19 protein-coding genes and 2 pseudogenes are annotated in these 20910 nt (G+C 64.0%); 5 read left to right on the top strand and 16 right to left on the bottom strand.

What is annotated here, in order from left to right:
* Position 1: 1 nt before the first annotated feature.
* The 5 genes from G6N54_RS06450 to G6N54_RS06470 all read left to right on the top strand — a co-directional run bounded on the left by G6N54_RS06450 (position 2) and on the right by G6N54_RS06470 (position 5077).
* The gene (locus tag G6N54_RS06450) at positions 2-1171 is read left to right on the top strand and encodes an acyl-CoA dehydrogenase family protein (RefSeq protein ID WP_163789066.1); all 1170 of its coding nucleotides are present in this window, start codon (positions 2-4) and stop codon (positions 1169-1171) included.
* Positions 1172-1996 carry an SDR family oxidoreductase gene (locus G6N54_RS06455; protein ID WP_179969177.1) on the top strand — a complete coding sequence of 275 codons (825 nt, stop codon included), beginning with the start codon at positions 1172-1174 and terminating at the stop codon, positions 1994-1996.
* Positions 1997-3196: an acyl-CoA dehydrogenase family protein gene (locus G6N54_RS06460; protein ID WP_163789069.1), complete on the top strand. Its 1200-nt coding sequence runs from the start codon at positions 1997-1999 to the stop codon at positions 3194-3196.
* 66 nt (positions 3197-3262) lie between these two features.
* Positions 3263-4012, top strand: coding sequence for an enoyl-CoA hydratase/isomerase family protein (locus tag G6N54_RS06465; protein WP_232073436.1), 750 nt, complete (start codon positions 3263-3265; stop codon positions 4010-4012).
* 3 nt (positions 4013-4015) lie between these two features.
* Positions 4016-5077, top strand: a complete 1062-nt coding sequence (locus G6N54_RS06470; RefSeq protein WP_163789073.1) for a PPE family protein — start codon at positions 4016-4018, stop codon at positions 5075-5077.
* A 232-nt stretch (positions 5078-5309) separates the two neighbouring features.
* On the opposite strand, the gene G6N54_RS06475 is transcribed toward G6N54_RS06470, so the two are convergent.
* The 16 genes and pseudogenes from G6N54_RS06475 to G6N54_RS06550 form a co-directional block, all read right to left on the bottom strand.
* Positions 5310-5945: an MBL fold metallo-hydrolase gene (locus G6N54_RS06475; RefSeq protein ID WP_163789075.1), complete on the bottom strand. Its 636-nt coding sequence runs from the start codon at positions 5943-5945 to the stop codon at positions 5310-5312.
* Positions 5942-7027 carry an S-(hydroxymethyl)mycothiol dehydrogenase gene (locus tag G6N54_RS06480; RefSeq protein ID WP_163789076.1) on the bottom strand — a complete coding sequence of 362 codons (1086 nt, stop codon included), beginning with the start codon at positions 7025-7027 and terminating at the stop codon, positions 5942-5944. Before G6N54_RS06480 ends, G6N54_RS06475 begins: the two co-directional genes overlap by 4 nt.
* Positions 7028-7086: 59 nt before the next feature.
* A complete protein-coding gene (locus G6N54_RS06485) occupies positions 7087-8274 on the bottom strand; it encodes an NAD(P)/FAD-dependent oxidoreductase (RefSeq protein ID WP_163789078.1) in 1188 nt (395 codons plus the stop codon).
* On the bottom strand, positions 8274-9608 hold the full coding sequence (locus tag G6N54_RS06490; protein ID WP_163789079.1) for an FMN-binding glutamate synthase family protein: 1335 nt from the start codon (positions 9606-9608) through the stop codon (positions 8274-8276). The genes G6N54_RS06485 and G6N54_RS06490 overlap by 1 nt, the downstream gene beginning before the upstream one ends.
* A gap of 11 nt (positions 9609-9619) precedes the next feature.
* Positions 9620-10300 carry a GltB/FmdC/FwdC-like GXGXG domain-containing protein gene (locus G6N54_RS06495; RefSeq protein WP_163789081.1) on the bottom strand — a complete coding sequence of 227 codons (681 nt, stop codon included), beginning with the start codon at positions 10298-10300 and terminating at the stop codon, positions 9620-9622.
* Entirely contained in the window at positions 10288-11184 is an 897-nt protein-coding gene (locus G6N54_RS06500; RefSeq protein WP_163789083.1) for a class II glutamine amidotransferase domain-containing protein, read from the bottom strand. The genes G6N54_RS06495 and G6N54_RS06500 overlap by 13 nt, the downstream gene beginning before the upstream one ends.
* A gap of 31 nt (positions 11185-11215) precedes the next feature.
* A pseudogene (gene glnT / locus G6N54_RS06505) lies at positions 11216-12526 on the bottom strand (type III glutamate--ammonia ligase); the annotation flags it as partial.
* Positions 12527-12606: 80 nt separating this feature from the next.
* The gene (locus G6N54_RS06510; protein ID WP_163789085.1) at positions 12607-12990 is read right to left on the bottom strand and encodes a hypothetical protein; all 384 of its coding nucleotides are present in this window, start codon (positions 12988-12990) and stop codon (positions 12607-12609) included.
* 25 nt (positions 12991-13015) lie between these two features.
* Positions 13016-14503, bottom strand: coding sequence for an APC family permease (locus G6N54_RS06515; protein WP_163789087.1), 1488 nt, complete (start codon positions 14501-14503; stop codon positions 13016-13018).
* 51 nt (positions 14504-14554) lie between these two features.
* On the bottom strand, positions 14555-15580 hold the full coding sequence (locus tag G6N54_RS06520) for a heme-dependent oxidative N-demethylase family protein (protein ID WP_163789088.1): 1026 nt from the start codon (positions 15578-15580) through the stop codon (positions 14555-14557).
* A complete protein-coding gene (locus G6N54_RS06525; RefSeq protein ID WP_163789090.1) occupies positions 15577-16572 on the bottom strand; it encodes a PDR/VanB family oxidoreductase in 996 nt (331 codons plus the stop codon). The genes G6N54_RS06520 and G6N54_RS06525 overlap by 4 nt, the downstream gene beginning before the upstream one ends.
* Positions 16569-18093: pseudogene (locus G6N54_RS06530) on the bottom strand (heme-dependent oxidative N-demethylase subunit alpha family protein). Before G6N54_RS06530 ends, G6N54_RS06525 begins: the two are co-directional and overlap by 4 nt.
* Positions 18094-18101: 8 nt before the next feature.
* A complete protein-coding gene (locus tag G6N54_RS06535) occupies positions 18102-19046 on the bottom strand; it encodes a PDR/VanB family oxidoreductase (protein WP_163789092.1) in 945 nt (314 codons plus the stop codon).
* Positions 19043-19576, bottom strand: a complete 534-nt coding sequence (locus tag G6N54_RS06540; RefSeq protein ID WP_163789094.1) for a dimethylamine monooxygenase subunit DmmA family protein — start codon at positions 19574-19576, stop codon at positions 19043-19045. Before G6N54_RS06540 ends, G6N54_RS06535 begins: the two co-directional genes overlap by 4 nt.
* 19 nt (positions 19577-19595) lie before the next feature.
* Entirely contained in the window at positions 19596-19967 is a 372-nt protein-coding gene (locus G6N54_RS06545) for a cupin domain-containing protein (protein ID WP_372513168.1), read from the bottom strand.
* A 261-nt stretch (positions 19968-20228) separates the two neighbouring features.
* The gene (locus tag G6N54_RS06550; RefSeq protein ID WP_163789096.1) at positions 20229-20861 is read right to left on the bottom strand and encodes a helix-turn-helix domain-containing protein; all 633 of its coding nucleotides are present in this window, start codon (positions 20859-20861) and stop codon (positions 20229-20231) included.
* Between the last annotated feature and the right edge of the window lie 49 nt (positions 20862-20910).

The following is a 20910-nucleotide window of genomic DNA, read 5'->3' on the forward strand; positions in this document are numbered from 1 at the left end:
GATGGACTTCACCTACACCGCCGCCCAGCAAGAACTGAAGGCACGCGCGGCCGCGTACGCCGAACTGCTGATGGGCTACGAGAACGAGGCCGAGCAGGCCGGCGGCCCGCTTCCTCAGGAGACGGTCGACAAGCTGACCCAGGCCGCGATGGACGCCGGGATGTACGGCATCAACATGCCGGTCGAGTGGGGCGGAGCGGGGCTCACGCTGCTCGAACAGGTGATCGTCGAGGAGGAATTCGGCAAGGTCACGAACTGCCTGTGGGACATCCCGTGGCGGCCTTCCAACGTGCTGGCGCTGGCCTCGCCCGAGCAGCGGGAGCGCTACCTGCTGCCCATCCTGCGCGGGGAACGCTTCGACGCCTTCGCCACGACCGAACCCGACGCCGGATCCGACGCCGGCGCGATCGCGACCACGGCAACTCCGGTCGACGGCGGCTGGCTGCTCAACGGCGAGAAGTGGTTCGTCACCTGCGGCGACATCGCGGACTTCCTACTGGTGCAGGCAAATGTGCTGCCCGACAACGAATCCACCCTATTCTTCGTCGAGAAGAACACCGAGGGCGTCCGCATGAGCCGGGTGCCGCACTTCATGCACTCCGCCGTCAACGGCCACCCCGAGTTCGTCTTCGAGAACGCCTTCGTGCCTGCCGATGCCATCCTCGGCGAGATCGGACAGGGCTTCGAGCTCACCAAGGACTGGTTCACCGACGAACGCCTGATGATCGCCGCGCGAACCGTCGGGGTGGCCGAGCGCGCACTGAAACTCGCCCGCGATTGGGCCACCCAGCGCAAGCAGTTCGGATCACCGATCAGCGACTTCCAGATGATCCAGTCGATGCTCGCGGACTGCGCCGTCGACATCGCTGTCAACCGCGCCTACACCCACCAGGTCGCCTGGGAGGCCGACCACGGGGTGGACCGAAAGACATTGCACGCCAAGGCATCCATCGCGAAGCTCTCGGCCAGCGAAGCCGCGGGCCGGGTAGTCGACCGCTGCCTTCAGATCTTCGGCGGCCGCGGCTACGACCGGGCTTACCCGATCGAGCGGATGTACCGCGAGGTGCGCGTCGACCGGATCTGGGAGGGCACCTCGGAAATCCAGCGGGTGATCATCGCGAACGAACTCATCAAGCGCGGCACCGCGTTTCTCGATCTGCCGGTCGCCTAGATGAGTCGGGTGCTGCGATCCGACGCGCACCGCGGGGCGGTCGCGCTGGTCACCGGCGGCGGCGCCGGAATCGGCCGGGCCGTCGCCCTCGACCTGGCGCGGTGCGGCGCCGATGTGGTGATCGCCGGCCGCCGGCCGGAGCCGCTGCAGAAGACGGCCGCCGAAATCGAATCCCTTGGCGCGCGGGTAATCGCCGTAGCCACCGACGTCCGGGAGGACGATCAGGTCCTGCAGTTGACCGATCGCGCGATCGAACGGTTCGGCCGGATCGACATCCTGGTCAACAACGCGGGCGGTCAGTTCAGCGCCCCCGCCGAACAGATCACGGTCAAGGGCTGGCGCGCCGTGCACCGAGTCACGGTCGACGCGGCGTGGGCGGTGACGCGCGAAGTCGCGGTGCGCGCGATGATCCCGCAGCGCTCGGGCGCGATCTTCTTCCTGGCGTTCTCACCCCGACGCGGTATCGCGACGATGGTGCACGCCAGTGCCGCCCGCGCCGCGCTGGAGAATCTGGCGGCGGGACTTTCCTTGGAATGGGGCCGATTCGGGATTCGGACCATCTGCATAGCGCCGGGCACGATCGCGACTGAGGGCATGCGGCGCAACTACTCCCCCAGTGACCGTGCCAACTGGGAAGCCGCGGTGCCGCTGCGCCGATTCGGCACGCCGGAAGAAGTCTCGGAAGTGATCGCATTTCTCGCGTCACCGTCGGGGAGCTATGTCACCGGCACGACTGTCGTCATCGACGGCGGTGCCGATGCCCTGGGCGCCGGACAACCGGCACCCGAACTGGATAAAGAATATAGTGAAAGGATCTGTTGTTAAATGGAATTCGCATATACCGCACGGTTAGCCGAGCTCAAAGAGCGCGCCCGCGCCCTCACCGAGAAGATCATGCCCTTCGAGGACGAGTGCGAACGCAACAACGGACTATCGATCGAGTCGCATGCCTCGATCAAGGCCGCCGTGTTGGACTCGGGCCTGCAGGCGATCAACACGGCAACCGAATTCGGCGGGGCCGGGCTGAGTGTGCTGGAACAGGTCGTGGTGCAAGACGAACTCGGCAAGCTGACGAACGCACTGTGGGACACGGTGTGGCGGACGGCCAACCCGCTGGCGCACGCCTCCGCGGAGCAACGTGAGCGGTACCTGATCCCGAGCGCGCGCGGTGAGCCCCGTGACGCGGTTGCCATCTCGGAAGCCGCTGCTGGATCGGACTTCTCGGCCGCCAAGACCACCGCGATGCCGGACGGCGACGGCGGCTACGTGATCAACGGCGAAAAGTGGTTCGTCACCGTCGGAGATGTCGCCGACTATCTGATCGTGCTCGCCTACGTCGAGCCGGAACACGCGCCGACCATGTTCCTGGTGGACGTAGCCACACCGGGGGTTGCCATCACCAACGTCCCGCGCTACACCCACACGTTCGTCTACGAGCACCCCGAATTCAGCTTCACCGACGTGCGCGTCGGGGCGGATGCGGTGCTCGGCGGCGTCGGAGCCGGACTGGAACTGACCCGGGACTGGTTCACCGAGGAGCGATTGATGATCGGCGCCCGGACCATCGGCGCCGCCGAACGCGCACTGACACATGCCGTCGACTGGGCACGCGAACGAGTGCAGGGCGGCCAGCCGCTGATCAACCGACAGCTCATTGCGAGCATGATCGCCGACTCGGTCGTCGACATCACCACCAACCGGGCGCTAACCCACCAGGTCGCCTGGGAATTCGACCAGGCCGATCTTGGTGATCCCGACCAACGAAAGACATTGCACGCCAAGGCCGCGACAGTGAAACTCGCCGCGTCCGAGGCATCGAACCGGGTGGCGGATCGCGCCGTGCAGATCTTCGGTGGCCGCGGCTACATCCGCGACTATCCGGTCGAGCGGCTGTGGCGTGAGCTGCGGGTCGACCGGATCTGGGAAGGCACCTCGGAGATTCAACGCCTCGTCATCGCGAACGAGACCAGCAAGCGCGGGCTGGAAAAGCTGCTGTCCTTCCGCACACCGTCTGATGTGCGGTGATACTGCACTGCAGCTTGTGTCGCAATTCATATACGGTTAGCCTAACCGTATATTATGGTTAAAAACGTGTTCGATGACATCGTTGGGACGGCTGATGTTTCGCGCATCGACGACGTCGCGGTGCTCATGCTGCGACGGGAGCGCAAACTCAATGCGCTCTCGTCGCACATGGAATCCGAATTGCTGCGCGCACTGAGCAGTCCGGAGGTCAAATCCAGCCGAGCCGTCGTCGTCACCGGCGGCGACACCGTGTTCTCGGCGGGTGCGGACCTCACCGAACTGCGGCTGATGACGACCCGCGACATCGTCGAGTACTACCGCGGCTCGGGCCGAGTGTACGAAGAATTCCCGATGCTCCCACAACCGACGGTGGCCGCGATCACCGGCTACTGCCTAGGCGGCGGACTGGAATTGGCGCTGGCGGCCGACCTGCGAATCGCCGATGCCGCAGCCGTTTTCGGCCTGCCGGAGATCGGTATCGGAATCCTGCCCTCCTCGGGTGGACTCACGCGCATCGTTCGGGCTGTGGGCGCGGGGCGCGCCAGCGACCTGGTGCTGCGTGGGCGACGGCTCAACGCCCAGCAGGCGGAGCAGTGGGGCATCGTCACCGAGATCAGCCCGCCCGGCTGTCATGTGCAGTGCGCGATCGGCATCGCGCGCACACTCACCGAGCACTCGCCGCTCGCGCTGCAAATCACCAAGCGGGTGCTGAACGTGAGCTTCGATGCGCCCAAGGAAGCCGCGCTACTGCTCGAGCAGCTCTCCTATGCGGTCCTCAACGACGCCGACGAATTCGTAACCAGTCCAGAGGAGTGAGCGTTGACAGACCCAACAGATTTCGCATTACGGCCACCCGAGATCAACTCCGCACTGATGTATGCCGGAGACGGTTCGGGCTCGATGCTCGCCGCGGCATCGGCATGGCGAAGTCTCGCCGCCGAACTGAATCATTGCGCGGCGGCGTTTGACTCGACGATGACCGCGCTGGTCGACGAGCAATGGCACGGCCCGGTGTCTGCATCGCCGGCGGCCGCTGCCGCGGGGCGCTATACGACGTGGCTGCGGACCACCGCCGCCTGGGCCGACCGCACCGCCATGCGGGCCGACGCGGCCGCGGCCGCCTACGAAGCTGCCTTCGCCGCGACCGTCCCACCGGCAGTGGTCGCCGCTAACCGAAGCGAGTTGGCTTACCTGGTGGCGACCAACTTGCTCGGGCAGAACACCCCGGCAATCATGGCCACCCAGGCGCAGTACATCGAGATGTGGGCTCAGGACGCCGATGCGATGACCACCTACGCGGCCGCGTCGATGGCCGCCGCGCGGCTGACTCCTGCTGCCGCACCACCCGAGGTCGTCAACCCGGGCTTGACGGACGACCCGCTCACGCCAGCGTGGCAGCCGCCGGAATGGTGGACGGACTTCATCAACAACTGGGGACCGAACTCCAACTTTGTGAACTCCATTGCCACCATGGCCGCCGGCTTCGCCCTGCCTTCCACGTATTCAGGCTTGAGTGCCGGCGGCGACGCCGCGGCCGCGGCCGGGGACGGTGCCGCGGCGGCCGCCGACGGTGCCGCGGCGGCGGGCGCCGACACCGCCGGCGAGCTGTCACGGGTGACCGGTTTGGGGGCCGTCACCTCCGGCACTGGCAACGCCACCCTGATCGGCAAGTTGGCGGTACCGCAGAGCTGGACCACGGCGTCAGAAATCACCCGCGTCTCATCGGCGATTGGCACACCTATGGTTTCGCAAGGGCAAGCAGCCGCACCCGGTATGCCCGGAATGCCGATGGCAAACATGAGTAGCCGAGCCATCGGACGTCACGCCCCGCAATACGGCTTTCGCCCCCAGATCATTACGCGGCCACCCTCCGCAGGCTAAAACCCATCCACCAGACCGGCCGCAACGATCTGCGCCCTACGGACGAAATCACGTGCCCACGGAGCACACCCCTGTGTTCAGTGGCGACGGCATATTTAGGCGAAACATATTGCAACAAACCGTGATACGGCCCGCTGCTACGGGATGGTGCTGACACAGTAATGGGGGCTGGCACGCGCATTTGCGCCGTGCAAGCCCCCATTTGGTTTAGTGACAGACTCTTACGAGCGCATCAATTACCCCGCGCCACCCACTCGTCGTAATGCACGATCTCTCCCCCGATCGTGGTGGTGTCACCATGTCCGGTGTAGACAACGGTATCGGCGGGGAGCCGACCCAGTTTGTCTTTGATCGATCCGAGAATGGTGGGGAAATCCGAGAACGAACGGCCCGTCGCCCCAGGGCCGCCCTGGAACAGGGTGTCGCCGGAAAATACCGCCGCAAGGTCAGGGACATACAGGCATGTCGAGCCCGGGGAATGCCCGGGTGTCGTAATGGCGTGCAGATCGATGCCACCGGCGGTGAGTATCTGACCATCTTCAATCGGCAGGAATGCCTTGTCGCCATGGGTCATTCGACACAACATGCCGTCAGCAGGGTTGAGCAATACCGGCGCATCGAGGTCAACGCCAAGCTCTGGGGCAACGGTGATGTGGTCGTTGTGGCCATGGGTACAGATCACGGCGACGACGTGGCGACCACCGACCGCAGCCTCGATCGCCTTCGCGTCGTGGGCTGCGTCGACGACGATGACCTCTTTGTCATCGCCGACGACCCAGACATTGTTGTCGACTTCCCAACTGCCACCGTCAAGTTCGAAAATTCCCTGGGTGATCACACGTTGGATACCGCTACCGATTGCGGTCATTTGAGCACCACCACCGATCGCAGCACCGTGCCCTGCTTCATCTCGGCGAACGCCGTTTCGATGCCGCCGAGATCGATACGTTCGGTGACGAATGTGTCCAACGGCAGACGTCCCTGTTGATAAAGATCGACTAGCACCGGAAAGTCGCGTTCGGGCAAGCAGTCGCCGTACCAAGAGGACTTGAGCGCGCCACCGCGGGAGAAGAAATCCACCAGCGGCATGTCGAGCATCATGTCCGGGGTCGGAACACCGACGAGCACCACGGTTCCGGCGAGGTCGCGCGCGCAGAACGCTTGCTTCCACGTCTCGGGACGGCCCACCGCGTCGATCACGGCATCGGCACCGAATCCGCCCGTCAGCTCCCGGACGGCGGTGATCACGTCGGGGATTGCCGTCGCGTCGATCACGTGGGTCGCCCCTAGCTCACGCGCCCATTCGAGTTTGCGGGCGTCGCGGTCGATCGCGATGACGGTGGCAGCGCCGGCCAGCCGAGCTCCGGCAATCGCGGCAGCACCCACACCGCCGCAGCCGATCACTGCCACGGAGTCGCCGCGTCCCACGGCCGCGGTGTTCACCGCGGCGCCGAGCCCGGCCATCACCCCACAACCCAGCAACCCGACCACCGCCGGATCGGCGACGGGGACCTTGGTGCACTGTCCCTTGTGGACCAACGTCTTCTCCGCGAACGCCCCAATGCCCAGTGCGGGCGTCAACTCGGTGCCGTCCGACAGGGTCATCGGTGCCGACGCGTTGTGGGTATCGAAGCAGTACCAGGGCCGGCCCCGCTTGCATGCCCGGCAGTGCCCACAGACCGCGCGCCAGTTGAGGACGACGAAATCGCCGACCTCGACATGGGTGACGCCGGAACCGACCGTTTCGACGACACCGGCAGCCTCATGTCCTAGCAAGAATGGGAATTCATCGTTGATCCCGCCGTCGCGGTACGCCAGATCGGTGTGGCAGACCCCGCATGCCTGGATCTTCACGACGACATCGTGCGGACCCGGATCGGGCAGGATGATGGTGGTCAGCTCGGCCGGTGCGCCCTTGGTCAGGGCCACAACGCCCTCTACCTGCTGCATGAGTTCTTCCTTCTTCCGTGGAGATTCGTTGGATGTGAGAGTTCGGGTTATGTTTGTGCTCAGCGCATCTCGCCAGCCCCGACATAGGGAAAGCGGGTGACCAGGAGGTCACCTTCGGCGAATCGCGATAGCCGGAAGTCGGATTCCGGGATGCGCGGATCTTTGGAGCGCCCCTCGACGACGAGATCGGCGATCAGCGTTCCCACCGCCGGAGCGATCTTGAATCCGTGGCCGCTGAATCCCGCTGCGACCAACAGACCGTCGATATCGGTTGTGGAGATGACCGGATTCCAGTCGGGCGTCACGTCGTAACACCCCGCATAGCTGCTCGCGATCGATGCGTTCTCCAGGCCGGGGAACCGAGTACTGATCTTCTCCACGGCGAGGTCGACGAACGCCTCGTCTGCCCGGTTGAGATACCGATCGGGATCGACGATATCGAGTTGGGCGAGATCAGAATTGCCGAACAGGATCTCCGAGTTGACGTCGGGCCGCACGTATTGCAGTGACACCAGGTCGGAAAACACCGGCACCGGGCCGAGATCGATTCCGGGAGACAGCATCACGATCTGCTCGCGATGCACCCGGATCGGCACGTCAATGCCGTAGGGCAAAAGGAAAGCCCGAGTCCACGCGCCGGTGGCGACGATGACGGTGTCGGCGTGGATCTCGCCGCCGTCGGCCAACAGGATGCCGCCGACCCGGTCGGCATTGACGCTGAGCCCGACGACTTCGGTCATCTGTCGGAGTCGGACGCCGGCGGCGCGGGCCGACACCATGAAGGCTTGTGTGGTCTGATAAGCGTCGCCGTAGCCGCCTCGCGCTTCCCAGCCAAACGCACCGAAGGGGCGAAGGTCGGCCCATGGCCACATCTTCGCGACCTCGGCCGCGGCGATCTCTTCGGTCTCTACCCCGACTTCTCGTTGAGCGGCCAGGCTTTTACGCATGTTGTCGACGTTCGCGTCGCTGACGCCGACAACGTAGCCGGTTTGGCGGAAGCCGATGTCGCCGCCAAAGATCTCTCCGGCATTCTCGAACGTCTCCAGCCCGACCGTCGCCATCGCCGCCAGCGAGCTGACGCCGTAGTGACAGCGGATGATGCCGGAGGACTTCCCGGTCATTCCGCTGCCCACGGTGTTGCGTTCGACGACAACGACGTTGGTGATCCCGCGCTGGCTGAGTGCCCAGGCGGCAGCCGCGCCTTCGAGGCCGCCGCCGAGGATGATGACGTCTGCGGTATCTGCCATTACAAACCCGCACCTGGGATCCAGGAGGTCCCCGCCAGCGGCACCCGCGCCATCGCCGCGGCCTCGATCGTGATCGCAACCAAGTCCTCGGGTTCGAGGTGCTGGAGGTGAGCCTTCCCGCACGCGCGGGCAATGGTCTGCGCCTCCATGGTCAGCACCCGCAAATAATTAGCCAGCCGGCGCCCGCCCGCCACCGGGTCGAAGCGAGCCGCCAACGTCGGATCCTGCGTGGTAATGCCGGCCGGGTCCCGGCCAACTTGGAAGTCGTCGTAGAAACCGGCTGCGCTGCCAAGCTTCTCGTACTCGTCGGCATAGCGGGGATGGTTATCACCCAGCGCGATCAAGGCTGCGGTCCCGATGGCGACGGCGTCAGCCCCCAGGGCCATCGCCTTGGCCACGTCCGCGCCGGTGCGAATGCCACCCGAGACGACAAGCTGCACCTTGCGGTGCATCCCCGCCTCCTGCAACGCCTGCACCGCTTGGGGAAGAGCAGCCAACGTCGGGATACCGACGTGTTCGATGAACACGCTCTGGGTAGCCGCTGTTCCCCCCTGCATCCCGTCCACGACGACGACGTCGGCGCCGGACCGCACGGCCAGGCTGACGTCGTAGTAGGTGCGGGTGGCGCCAACCTTGACGTAGATGGGCTTTTCCCGGTCCGTGAGTTCGCGCAACTCATTGATCTTGATCGCGAGGTCGTCAGGCCCTGTCCAGTCCGGATGACGGCAGGCACTGCGTTGGTCAATGCCTTCAGGCAACGTGCGCATCCGAGCGACTCGCTCAGAGATCTTCTGCCCCAACAGCATTCCCCCGCCGCCGGGTTTGGCGCCCTGACCAAGGACTACCTCGATGGCATCCGCCTTACGCAGATCGTCGGGATTCATCCCGTAGCGTGACGGCAGGTATTGGTAGACGAGGTATTTAGATTGGCCGCGCTCCTCCGGTGTCATTCCCCCGTCACCGGTCGTCGTCGACGTACCCACCGCGCTGGCACCGCGGCCCAGCGCCTCCTTCGCGGGGCCGGACAAGGCGCCGAAACTCATGCCGGCGATCGTGACCGGGATCAACAGGTGCAGAGGATTTTTCGCATGCAAGTCGCCCAGCACGACATCGGTGTCGCATCGCTCGCGATAACCCTCTAACGGATACCGCGACATCGATGCACCCAGGAACAACAAGTCATCGAAGTGCGGAAGCGGACGTTTGGCGCCCCAGCCACGGATGTCGTAGATTCCGGTCTCGGCGGCCCGCTGGATGTCGGCGATGACACCACGGTCGAAGGTAGCCGATTCGCGCAAGCCGGATGCACTGTGTGCAGCGTTACTGCCAGTCATCACAAGTCCTTTCAGTACGCCGCTGTGTTGTCGACATCGAAGTGGTAGAGCTGACGCCCCGACCCGTACCGCGTGTAGGTGGCGGGATCGTCATCGAACCCAGCAGCTTTGAGCAGCCCGGCAAGTTCCTCGAGGTGCTCGGCACGCATTTCTTTGCGCACGCAATCCGCGCCCAGGGACTCCACTGTGCCCCGCACGTAGATGCGGGTCTCGTAGATCGAATCGCCGAGGCCGTGACCGGCCTTGCCGCGTATCACGAGCCGCCCGTCCTGGGCCATGAACGCACTGTTGTGCCCGACGTTTCCGCCGACGACGATGTCGACGCCCTTCATCGAGATGCCGCAGCGCGCGCCGGCGGTGCCCTCGATGACGAGCAGACCGCCGCGCGCGGTGGCACCCGCTGACTGCGACGCGTCGCCCTTCACGACCACCGTGCCGCTCATCATGTTTTCGGCAACTCCAATGCCGGCATTGCCGTTGATCGTCACTTCCGCTTGCTGATTCATCCCCGCCGCGTAGTAGCCGACGTGACCGTTAACGGTGACCTTCACCGGCGCGTCAAGACCGACGGCCACACTGTGCGCACCCTTCGGGTTGTCGATGACGACCTCGCCGGTGAGGTCGTTGGCGTGCAACGCCTGATTGACGTCGCGCAGCGACACGGCCGCTAGATCGAAGCTCATCGCGTCCATACGTAAACCACCTCCGGCTCGGGTTCCCACACTCGTGCGCTGCCGACGCCCGGCAACCCGGACAAAGCTCGGTATTCCGATGCCATCGCCACCCAGTCGTCGGTCTCGGCGATGATCGCCGGTTTGCAGGCGATCGCGTCGCGCACCACCGCGAACGAGTCGTGGTTGGAGACCAGCAACGTGTAGAAGCCGTCGAACGTCGCGCAGAGTTCCTTCAACGCGGCTTCGATGCCGCGGCCCTCGGCCAGTTGCTTGGCGACAAAACGGGCACCGACCTCGGTGTCGTTCTCACTGTCGAATCGCACACCGGCCCTGGACAGTTCACGGCGGATGGTGGCGTGGTTGGAAAACGACCCGTTGTGCACCAAACACTGCTCGGGCCCGACCGCGTAGGGGTGCGCCCCGCCGGGAGTGACCGCCGATTCGGTCGCCATCCGGGTGTGCCCCACGCCCTGCCATCCATGCGCGTCCGGTAATCCCCAGTGCACAGACAGTTCCCGTGGCGTACCCACGCCCTTGAGCACCGTGAGGTCCTTGCCGAATCCCGCAATCAGCGGGTCCGGCAACACGGCCCGCGCCGCTTCGAGGAGCGGCGTCGCATCCAGTGGCGCGCTCAGCAACAGAATGTCATCGAGGTAGCCAGCGTTGACGTGGACACCGAGCCGTTCGGTCAACGCGGCGCCGATGACGTCGGACTCGACACTGACATCGAGGAGGCTCACGCAGCCATATCCCGGTGGGGACCAGTCGGAATGCCCATAGATGGCTACTCCGGCGGAGTCTGCGCCGCGATCTTGCATCTCGCACAGCATCGCCGTCAGCAACGAACCAAGTTGCGGGTACAGCTCAGGATTTCTGAGGTGCAGCCCTACGATTCCGCACACGGATGATCCTTTCGGTGATGAGGTGGGGGGTCTAGAACGCGGTCAGATAGGTGTCGATTTCCCATGGGGTCACCGATGAGTGCCATGCGAAGAACTCTTGCCTCTTGAGATGGGCGTAATAATCCGAAACGCGGGGCGCGAGTGCCTCGCTGTCGGCCGAGTCGAGAACTGCCTTGATGACGACGTCGGATTCGAGTTGTTCGACCGCGTGCAGGAGGGTGAGCGGGATTGGCGGTCGCCCGGGATTCGTCACCGCGACGTCGCCGGGACTCACGCTGCGTTTGATCCCGTCCAAGCCGGCACCCAGTGCGGCCGCAATCGCCAGATAGGGATTGGCCGAACTGTCGCCGCCGCGTAGTTCGACGCGCTGGTTGTCGGGAACGCGGAGGTGCTGAGTGCGGTCGTTGCCGCCGTAGGTCGGAGTGCGCGGCGCCCACGAAGCCCCGGACACGGTCGACACCGCCCCGGTGCGCTTGTAGGAGTTGACCGTGGGAGCGATCAGCGCCTGGAGCGCCGCCGCATGGTCGAGGATACCGCCGATGAAGCTGTATGCCGTCTCCGAAAGATCCAGCCCGCGTTGGTCTTCGGCGCCGGGAAATATCGGGGAACCGCCACTGGTCAGCGACAGATGCAGATGCAGGCCGCTGCCGGTACGGTCGGCGAACGGTTTGGGCATGAAGGTCGCGATCATCCCGTTGTCGGCGGCGAGCACCGACAGCAGGTACCGCAACGTGGTCACACGGTCCGCCGTGGTCAACGCTTCGGCGTAGGCGAAGTTCTGTTCGAACTGACCGTTGGCGTCTTCGTGGTCGTTGGCGTAGTTGCCCCAGCCCAGGGCGTTCATTGCGTTGCTGATTGACGCCAGGTGGTCGTACATGCGCGTCACACCGCGAGCGTCGTAACAGGGCCGCTTCGCGGTGTCGCCCGCGTCTGCCGGGTACAACGAGCCCGCGGCGTCGCGGCGGAGCAGAAAGTACTCAACCTCTGCGCCGACCCACGCCTCAAAGCCGGCATCGGAGGCTTGCTGCACGACAGCTTTGAGGATGTTACGCGGCGCGAACGGCCACGGCCGGCCCTCGACGTGGGGGTCGCAGTGCACGATCGCTAACCCGGGTTTGACGAACGGGATCGGAGCGAAAGATGCCGGGTCAGGGATGGCAACCAGGTCGGGATCCTTGGGCTCCTGCCCCATGGCCCCGACGGCGTATCCCGCGAAACCGACTCCATTACTGGCTAATTCGTCGACGGCAGAAACCGGAACCAACTTTGCGCAGGGCTTGCCGTTGAGGTCGACAAACATCGTCAAGATGAACGACGTGCCCGACTCTCGACATAGGTCCGCAGATCAGCCGACGTGGTCATAACATCCCTCGTAACTCTAGGTTTCTTTGCAATGATCATAGTTTCTTTTCACTAAACTCGCTAATCGGAGGATTCTGCTGCCCGGGTGAGACTGATCGGCGTTCGGACTGCGGCCTTGGCGCGATCGGCGCGCCTGCGATACGACGGGCCGGCAATCAGCGCCACCCCACCGATGACCATCGGCGCTCCAAGTAGCCAGACGGGGTGAACAACGGCAAGCAGTACCAGAACTATCGTGGTCAACCCGACGACGACGAGAATATGTCCTTGCAGGCAAAGTAATTCCTGCAATCCAGCCCGAACGACCCGGACCGCGTCAAGGTCGACCCGCCACAGCCGCGCGCAGGCTGGGCAGTGCCAGCACGACGCGACCTCGGCCGCCAACGATGCGGCGACAGCAGTCCCGCAGACGCAGCGTAAGGTCGCGGCAATCCCGCGACTCACGCCGCGGCCTCCGCCGCACCGTCCCTCAAGGGAATAGCGCTGGTGCATTATGATCACGCCAAGTAAACCGCCGCTTGTCCTGAACGACTCGCCGATAGAGGTAGAACGCACACCCGGTCAGCAGCAAAGCCAACCCCGCGACGAACTCTCCGGGTCCGCCGTAACCGGTCTTCGAAAACGACGTCGACCCGACGATCACGATGAGAAGGTTGAACGCGGCGAGCAGGCCGGCCGTCCACAGCCACGGGTTCGACAGCCTGACCGGACGGTCCATGTCCGGCTGGTCTTTTCGCAGCAGTACCACCGCCGACAGCGCGAACACATGGCAGACGAGGTAACCCATATTGCTGACGGCAAGCACCGCCACAATGCTCGGCAGCAGCAGGATCGCCGCGATGTTGATCGCGACATTGACGTACATCCCGCGGTTGGGCACGTTGCGTTTGTTGATGTGGTCGAGCCACTTGATGGTCATGCCGCGGCGCGCCATTCCGTAGAGGGTGCGGCTGCCGCCCGCACTCGCTGCGTTCATACCGAGCAGAAAGCTGCCGACCATGAAAATCACCACCACATCGGACAGGGTGTTGCCCAGCTCGCGGTGCAACAGGTCGGTATAGAAACCCAACGGGGCCTTGGCAATCGACTGCTGGCTGACGGCACCACCCAGCGCGACGGGCATGATGGCGTAGACGCCCAGGCAGAACATCGCCGATCGGCCCAAGGCCTTGCGAGTATCCTCCTTGGTGTCGCGATATTCGGGCGCGAAGACGGCGCACACCTCGATGCCATAAGCGGACCAGCCAATGAGGTAGAGCCACACCAACGCGAGTTGAACTGCACCCCAGGTGCTTCCAGCGGCACCGACGAGCCCCCAGGACAGATTGGCCGAGGAGAAGTCGGTCAAGAAGAACGGAACGACCATGAACAGGACGAGCGGAACGAACAGCAGTGTGCCGGTCAGATAACCCATCAGCTTCATGGGCTCGGCACCCATCGAGTTGACGATCCACAGCGCCACGACCAGTCCGACCGCGATCACCCGCGGCAGGTCCAGTTGCACGATGTGTGAGAAGTGCCAGGTCTGATCGGGAAACCACTCGGCTTGGACCAGGCCCCCGGTCGTCAGACCGAAGATGGTCAACGCCGATGACCATCCAGCCCAATAGCCAATCGCGGATATCGGGCCCGCCAAGCTGAACCGCGAGCGCCAGCCTTCGAAGGCGTACATCGCGATGCCGCCGGAATGTTCGGGGAACATGGTGGCGGGTTCGGTGTAGATCTTGTTCTGCAGTACGGCGATGACCATCATGGCCAGCCACAGCGCAAACGCACCCAGCGCGCCGACCTGCCCCGTGGTGTAGCCCAGATTGGCGATCAAGAAGCCGGGATTCGACAGCGCCATGAAGAAGCCGTCGTACCATCGCATCGACTTGAGCAGTGTCTGGTCGTCGACATTGACGACAGCGACCTCGGGAGTCGCTGTGGCTGCACCGGGCGGGTCGGAGATGGTCATCTCGCCTCGAATTCTGGAAGTAGGGGATCGACAGGAAGCCGCGACGCGCGGTCAGTCGTCGGCGGCGGAACGCAAGAACGCGACCACACTGTCGCGGTAGCCGAGAAAGCCTTTGTAGTTGGCGATGTCGACGGGGAGCTCCTCCATGATGGTGGCCAGCTGGGCGCACCACGCCGGGACGGCCCGTAGCTCGTCCAGGGAGATCATGAAGGTCCGGATGTTGAAGGTGACCGCGCCGCTCATCGGCAACCGAACGAAGTGCTCAAGCTCAATACGTACTTGTGCTTGACCCCAGTTATTTTCGGCGATCATGCGCGGAATGTCACGTCCCCATTCCGGGAGTTCCTCAAGGCTGACGTCCAACTTGCGGGAGTTCGACGCCGACAGCGTCCAGTTGACCCGCCGATAGACTTGGTCGACGCGCAATTGCCTGAGGAACTGTTCGGCGCGCGAGGTGATCTGCTCGACGTTCAATCGTGGTACCGGGCCGTGAATTTCGCGCATGCTCATGCCGACGTCGAACGACACCGACCACGCCATGGCGAAGGTGACCGCGCCGGCGTCGAAGTAGAGTTGGCCATCGCGTTCGACCACGAGCAACAGGTCGTCGGGGATCTCCCGCGCCAGAAAATCCAGTGGCCCGTTCGGCAGCGAATCCTCCCGGCCCAGTTCGAAGGACTGGTCTGTGCCTAAAATATGATTCCGCCAATGGAATTCGTTGTTCGAATCTTCGGCGAGGTGCATCATGTCCGGGTAGCTGTAACTCAGGTCGCGCAGGTAGTACAGCAGCAAGTCCCAGCACGCCAGTTCCATCCCCGGGCGGATCTTGACGCGATGCGGATCGGCGTCGAGGATTCGACGCCTGTCGGCCATGATGCTTGGATATTCGGCTCCGCCGAGGTCGACCAGATGGCGTCCCCACTCTCCGCCGGACGTCTGGCGCGCGATCCGCGCCTGCTCCACGTTGACCGAGTACCGAAAGGTGTCGGAGCCGTCGGGAAACGGCCAAGGCAGGTTGGCCGCGTGATTGATCGGCCGGTTAAGGAACGCCGTTACGGCAGCGGTTGTTCGGGTCATAGGTCCACCTCGATGTCGTAACCACGCGACACACAACAGAGCATCGCGGTGGATTCGGCCTTTTCCTCGTCGGTCAGGATGTAGTCACGGTGTTCCACGACGCCCGAACGCACCGGAATACGGCATTCGCCGCACACGCCTCGCCTGCACAGGAAGGACACGTCCACACCGTTGTCGAGGAGTCGTTGCAACAGGGACACGCCCGCCGGCACCTCGATGCGTTGCCCCGTCGACGTCACGGTGACGCTGAACGGTTTACCCGGATCCTGGACAGGGGCACTGAATCTCTCGAGGTGCACGCGCGCGGCCGGCCAGCCCGCGGCGGCCGTCAAGTGTTGGTATGCCTGCAGCAATCCCACCGGTCCACAGGCGTATGCATGGGTGCCCAGCGGCTGCTTCGCGAGGAGTTCGGCCAGAATTGCCGCGGTCTGCTTGACCGTGGTCGCTTCGTGCAGCGTGATCATGCCGCATTCGGCCATGCCACGCAGATCATCCAGATGGGCTTGGTGACCCGGCCGGTAGGAATAGAGGACCTCGGTGGGCACACCAGTCAAGGCCGCCGCGCGCGCATGGGACAGCACGGGTGTCACACCAATGCCGCCGGCAATGAGCAGTGCTCGGTGCTGGTTGAGTACCGGAGCGAATAATGCACGAGGACCTTCGATTTCGAGGAGTTGACCCTCGCAGACGTTGTCGTGCAGCCAATCTGATCCGCCGCCTTCCCCGCGCCGCATCACCGAGATGGCATAGTGGTCGGGGTTCAAGCCGGACCCGACCAGTGAATAGGCGTTGCGCTTGTCGCCGGCCGAGACGATGAGGTGGCTGCAGGGCTGATAACCGGCCAGCCGGCCACCGTGGGGATCGACAAGCTCGATGTGCATGATCGCCGGTGCCAGCATCTCGGTGCGGCGCACACGTAGTTGGCGCGCCTCGGTGAGATAGGCCGGGTGCAGATGCGCCGGTGCAACTGTCGCGATTCCTGGGTTCGTCATGACAGCTCCCGGGCACGCACATCCGAGGCGAGGAAGCTGCCCCGCACAGCTGACAGATGGGTGTGGATTTCGAGTCGTCGGGTGCAGCCCGGGCACGTGACTTCGTACGCAGGTGCCCTGGCGACACGAAAAGTGTTGCGGCAGTGGCACAATACATCGGCAGATCACGGGTGTGCACCACAAAGCTGGCCAGCTCCTGCGGCAGCGCGCCGGCCGCACGCGCCTGGGCGAGCGCCATCAGCACGTCGAACTGGCCACCGACCATCATCAACCGGACTCCCATCCGAGCGCGGCCGAGGGCAGCCGCAAATGCGCTGACGCTCGAGGCGTCCGTAAACGAATCCAGCAGCAGAAGCTCGGTAGGGGCCGTGAATTCGGCCTGCCCCAACCATTCTCGGCTGACTTCGACGGTGCGCCGCTCGTGCCCGATCCCGACGATCAGGAAGGATGTCGCATCCAGATCGACCTGTTCGGGAGCCGCGGGCCATCGAGGCATCGACCAACCGGACGCGACGATGTCGGTGCTCATAGCGCCGTGTCGGCGGCGGCGTGGTCGCGCAGCCAGCGGGCCGCGCGATCCTTATATTTGATAATTCCTTTGTATTCGGCCATGTCCTGCGGAAGTTCGGCGATCGCTGCCGCAGCGCGGACGCGCCACTCGTCGACGATGGCGAGCCGCTCCAGAGGCTGCAGGTAGGTGCGGATCAGGAACATGATCGCGCCTGAATGCGGGAGCCGGATGAGGTGTTGGACTTCGACCCGCAGATGCACCAGCGCGCCGAAGGTGTCGTCGTCGACGGTTTGGATCCACTCCCGGTCCGGACCCCATTCAGGGTAGCGCTCGGTCGACACGTCCAGCCGTCGCCCGATCGTCATCGTCCAATTGGTTCGGCGGTACGGCTGATGGGGCTGAAGGCGCTTGAGAAACTCGTGGGCTCGGGTGATGATGCCTTCTTGACGGATCCGCGGTACCGGCCCGTGGACTTCGAGGAAACTCATCCCAACGTCGAATCCCAGGCTCCAGTCCGCGGCGAACGTCACCACGCCGGCGTCCGCGAAGAGCTCGTCGTTGCGCTGATTGAGCAGCACGATGTCCTCTTGCACCTGTCCCGAGATGTAGCGCAGGGGTTCGTCCGGCAGGGTCGACTCGTCGCCGTAGGTGAACACCAGGTCCTCCCCAGAAAGACCGTTCACCCAATGCCAGCTGTCATCGGCATTGCGCAACAAGCACATTGACGCTGGATAGGCACCACTGAGTTCGCGCATCAACGTCAGCAGCGCGTCCCAGCCCGCGGCTCGCATGTGGGGCAACACCGAGTACCGCGTCGGGTCGGCGTGCAGGATCTCGGCGCGCTCGGCCAGCTCGTGCCGATATCCGCAATCGACGTCGACGACGGCGGTCCCCCATTGCCCCGCCGGGGTCCGCACCGGGGTCCTCGCCTGTTCCACGTTGGTGCTGTAGCGGTACCGATCCTCGACGAACGGGAACGGAAACTCACGGATCAAGTCGTCGGCGGTCATCGGAGCGGTCACAGCGGTACCTCCAGCATGGGTCCGGACGCGCGCGAAACACAGCACATCAGCGCCGTTCCGGCGGTCTTGGTTTCATCGTCTAGAAACCGGTCCCGATGCAGCGGTACGCCACCGCTGACGGGAATGCGGCATTGGCCGCACACGCCTTGTCGGCACAGATTCGGCACGGCGATGCCTGCTGCCTCAAGCGCTTCGAGCAACGACGTGCCACTCGGTACGTCGAGTTCGCGGCCGCTCTTGGTCAGGTTGACCCTAAACGGCTCTCCAGGATCGAGGGTGTCGGCACCGAAGCGCTCCAGGTGCAGGCGCGATGTCGGCCACCCCAACCCTGCCGCGGTGTCCAGGACGTAGTCGATCATCGGCCCGGGTCCGCAAACGTACAGGTGCGTGCCGATCGGTTGATCCGCGAGCACTTTTCGCGTCCGCACACAGAATTCGTCTTGGTCTACGTACAACTCGGCGTCAAGACCACCGAGATCCATGACGTCGTCGACATGGGCGGCAAAGCCTTCGCGAAAGCTGTAGAGCACCTGAATATTTCGCTTCCACATCCGCGCCGCCCGCAGGTGCGAGACGATGGGCGTGACGCCGATGCCACCGGCGATCAACAGATGCTTGATCGCATGGGGTTGCGGTGCGAATGCGCTGCGCGGCGTCAGCGCGGTGATCGCGTCGCCCACCGCGAGCTGGTCGTGCACCCACCGTGATCCGCCTTCACCGTCGGCGACCCGCAGAACCGAGACGCAATATTCGCTCGGGTCCAGTCCTTCGTTGGTGAGGCTGTAACTGTTCCATTTGGCGCCGCAACGCAATGGCAGATGACTGCCGGGCACGAACGGTGGTAACGGCGTGCCGTCTAGCGCACGCAGCGTAAGACTGCGAATTCCCGACACCAGCTCTTCGATGGCGGCAACACTCAGCTTCAGCTCGTCTGTTCTCACTTCGTCACCGCCGTCTCCGCATCGACCATGAAGCCCATGAACCGCCCGCTGAGACGCGAAACATGGTGGTAAATAACAAGATTTAGCTGGCACCCAGCGCACTGAGTCACGTCCCCGACACCCGCTGACGTCGAGGTGACCGCCAGGCAGTGGACGCAGGACACCTCGATGGCACCGGGCTCGGTGACGGTGACGCTGATCTCGTCGTCTTCGAGTCCGCCCCGCAGTGCCGTGCCGCGCAGTGACAGACACGCACCGCTCGGGCCGGCAAGCCACAGCCGCAGCCCGACCCGAGCACGGCCCAGCGCCTCTGCGAGTGCCGTGTTGACTACATCCACGTCCTCGTGGATCAGCAACTCCGTCGCCACGTCCATGTCGAGGTGGTACCGCCACTGCCGTAAGAACGGACTCGCCGTTTGCCCGACTCCGACCAGCAGATAGGACCTTGCGCCGGTGCCCGGCACGCCGGAGAGTGCCTCCGGCGTGCCGGTGAACCAGCGCGGAACACTGGTGTGTGCCAGCTCTGTCACAACCAATGCCCGACTCGCCTCAGAGCAGGTCGGCGCTGCGGTCGCCACAGTAGAACGCCAGCGCGTAGCTCGGTGTGGAGAAGTAGATCCGCGATCCCTTCGGGAAGAAGATGGCGTCCTTGGCCTTCGCGACCAGCTGTTGTCCGGTGTCCTTGTTCTCCAAGAGCAATTCGCCCTCCAGGACGACCTTCATCTCGTCGTAGGCGTAGACGTACAGCAGCGGTTCGTCGGCGTGCTTGAGTTCGAAGAAACCGGAGCACATCGAGCTACCCTCGGGGTTTTCGTAGACGTCCTTGATGAAGCCCTCGGTATTCGGGATCTGCATCGACGGCAGGTTCTGCCACGCATCGGCGGTAACTCGGAACGGGGCCTGGACGGAAATCTGTTCCACCTTTTCTCCACTTCACTGCTAGCGATTGCAATTCACTGCCAGTGAACATATATGTTATTACCAACACTTTGTAAGTTCGTTTCTTTGCGGTTACGTCTGCCCGAATATCGGTAATCCACCGTTGATTTGAGGAATGCGGTGCCCAGAACACAGCGAAAGCCCGAGAGACAGCACGATGACACTACAAATGAAGAGAAACCCGGACTAGTGTGAGTAGACCGAATCGGTAAACTAGCCGCGGCCCTAGTCGGCCGCGGTCAATCAGGCGTCGGCACGATCGTCGGGGTAGGCCGTGACGGCGAGAAAGCGGATGGGCAACCGGACCAACTGGTTTGGCCCGTGCATGCCTTCGCCGTCCAGCAGCAGAGTGTCCCCGGGACGAAGGGTGTACTCCGAATCGCCGTGCCCGTAGACCATCACGCCCTCGAGCATGTACAAGACTTCGGTACCCGGATGCTGGAACTGCGGGAAGACCTCGCTCGCGTCGGTTAACGTCACGAGGACGGGCTCGAGGCGCTTGTGCGCACCACGCAACGCGCCCAACAACTCATAGTGGTGGCCCACCCGAGTGCCGCGGCCTACGATCTCGGATCCCTTGCCCCGCTCGGTGTAGACTGCGGCGCGCGCCTCCCCGGCCCCGCGGAACAACGCGGTCACCGGAACATCAAACCCCTCAGCCAGTCTGGCCAACGTCGACAGGCTGCACGAGGTCTGTGCGTTTTCGATCTTCGATAGCATCGCCTTGGAAATGCCTACGGCAGCCGATAATTCGCCAATCGTGAAGCCGGCCGCCCGTCGCAGCGTCCGAACCTGCCGGGCAATTGCGTGCTCCAGCGCGGCACCCGGGTCTGGTTTGTCGAGGACCTCACGCTGCACCGGTGCTGGATCACCCATATCCCGAACCACTCTCACCACGGCGTCCTCACACGCCGTAGTCTACGGC

This window comes from Mycobacterium stomatepiae (genome assembly GCF_010731715.1).
Lineage (GTDB): Bacteria > Actinomycetota > Actinomycetes > Mycobacteriales > Mycobacteriaceae > Mycobacterium > Mycobacterium stomatepiae.

Coding starts and splice junctions, on each gene's coding strand:
- G6N54_RS06520 (WP_163789088.1), bottom strand. CDS start 15,580: ATGACCCGAACAACCGCTGCCGTAACGGCGTTCCTTAACCGGCCGATC.
- G6N54_RS06490 (WP_163789079.1), bottom strand. CDS start 9,608: ATGACTGGCAGTAACGCTGCACACAGTGCATCCGGCTTGCGCGAATCG.
- G6N54_RS06525 (WP_163789090.1), bottom strand. CDS start 16,572: ATGACGAACCCAGGAATCGCGACAGTTGCACCGGCGCATCTGCACCCG.
- G6N54_RS06455 (WP_179969177.1), top strand. CDS start 1,172: ATGAGTCGGGTGCTGCGATCCGACGCGCACCGCGGGGCGGTCGCGCTG.
- G6N54_RS06480 (WP_163789076.1), bottom strand. CDS start 7,027: ATGCAGCAGGTAGAGGGCGTTGTGGCCCTGACCAAGGGCGCACCGGCC.
- G6N54_RS06495 (WP_163789081.1), bottom strand. CDS start 10,300: ATGGACGCGATGAGCTTCGATCTAGCGGCCGTGTCGCTGCGCGACGTC.
- G6N54_RS06550 (WP_163789096.1), bottom strand. CDS start 20,861: ATGGGTGATCCAGCACCGGTGCAGCGTGAGGTCCTCGACAAACCAGAC.
- G6N54_RS06460 (WP_163789069.1), top strand. CDS start 1,997: ATGGAATTCGCATATACCGCACGGTTAGCCGAGCTCAAAGAGCGCGCC.
- G6N54_RS06515 (WP_163789087.1), bottom strand. CDS start 14,503: ATGACCATCTCCGACCCGCCCGGTGCAGCCACAGCGACTCCCGAGGTC.
- G6N54_RS06485 (WP_163789078.1), bottom strand. CDS start 8,274: ATGGCAGATACCGCAGACGTCATCATCCTCGGCGGCGGCCTCGAAGGC.
- G6N54_RS06475 (WP_163789075.1), bottom strand. CDS start 5,945: ATGACCGCAATCGGTAGCGGTATCCAACGTGTGATCACCCAGGGAATT.
- G6N54_RS06450 (WP_163789066.1), top strand. CDS start 2: ATGGACTTCACCTACACCGCCGCCCAGCAAGAACTGAAGGCACGCGCG.